We start from the raw sequence: 1,133 nt of genomic DNA, 5'->3' as shown, positions 1-1,133 counted from the left end.
CCCTCCGGAGACACCCCCTCCGACCCGTCGTGCGCCACCCGGCGATCATCCCCAGAGGCGACCACCAGACGACACACCTCGACCGGCGTGTCGGCGCCAAGATCAACCTAACGCAAGGCCATTGGCCGCGGTGCCACGCCAGGGGCAGCTTGGGGTATTTCCGGTGGAACCTCCACCGTGGTGATTGCGAGACTAATCGGATGAGCTGGGACGAGGCGCTCGCTGACGATTACGAGACGTGGTCGGCTCACAGCACGCGGCCCGCTGCCGTGTGTCGCTGCCGTGTTCATGGAGGCCACGCGCCACCCGCCGGCCAGCCGGAGGTTTCGTAGGGCCGCCAGGGAAAGATCAAGTTGGAAAGTGATCAGTGTTGGGCTGAGTGATGCGGGCACGGACGACGAACATCTCGTGACCGTCACGCCCTCGTGATGCGCCACTGCTGCTCGCGGTCCCCGGTGGCGGCCGAGCCGTCGGCGTGCTCGACCAGCCGATGTGATGGTGGCATCGCGGCCTGGCGCTGTGGGAGGACGATTCTGCTCCTGGACCCATCGGATGTCACGGACGCGGTCGGCCAGGTGATCGCCATCAGCGGAGCATGGCAGGCTCATCCCCCATGATCGACGAATTCGCGAAAGAGTACCTCCACGACGACCTGCGCTGGATACGCGATGCGATGCTCTGGAAGCTCGACGGGCTTTCCGAATACGACATCCGCCGCCCCCTGACCGCCACCGGAACCAACCTCCTCGGCCTGATCAAGCACCTATCGACCTCGGAGGCCAGGTACTTCGGCGAGGTCTTCGACCGGCCGTTCCCCGAACCCCTGCCCCCCCTGCGGGACGACGCCACCGACATGTGGGCCACCGAGCACGAGACACGCACGGAGATCATCGACCGATACCGACGCGTGTGGGAACACTCCGATGCGACGATCAGCGCCCTCGACATCGACGCGCCCGGCCACGTGCCATGGTGGCCGCGCCCTAACGTGAAACTGTTCAATATCCGGGTCTTCGAAGTTAACCGGGCTTGGCTGGTCGGAGGGCCGCTCGGATGCTCGCGCAGCGTGATCGTAGGCGTTGGTTGATGGGGTTGCGGAACCCGAAGGCATTGCGGGCTTCGAGCTTGATCAG

The 1,133-nt window shown here is 65.4% G+C and carries 1 protein-coding gene; it reads left to right on the top strand.

Annotated features, from left to right (window positions below):
* The first annotated feature begins 613 nt into the window (after nucleotides 1-613).
* Complete coding sequence (locus KME75_RS41790) at nucleotides 614-1,087, top strand: DinB family protein (RefSeq protein ID WP_219420550.1); 474 nt, start codon at nucleotides 614-616, stop codon at nucleotides 1,085-1,087.
* The last annotated feature ends 46 nt before the right edge of the window (nucleotides 1,088-1,133 follow it).

This window comes from Pseudonocardia nigra, assembly GCF_019396355.1.
Taxonomy (GTDB): Bacteria; Actinomycetota; Actinomycetes; order Mycobacteriales; family Pseudonocardiaceae; genus Pseudonocardia; species Pseudonocardia nigra.
This window is presented reverse-complemented; position numbering and strand designations above follow the sequence as displayed.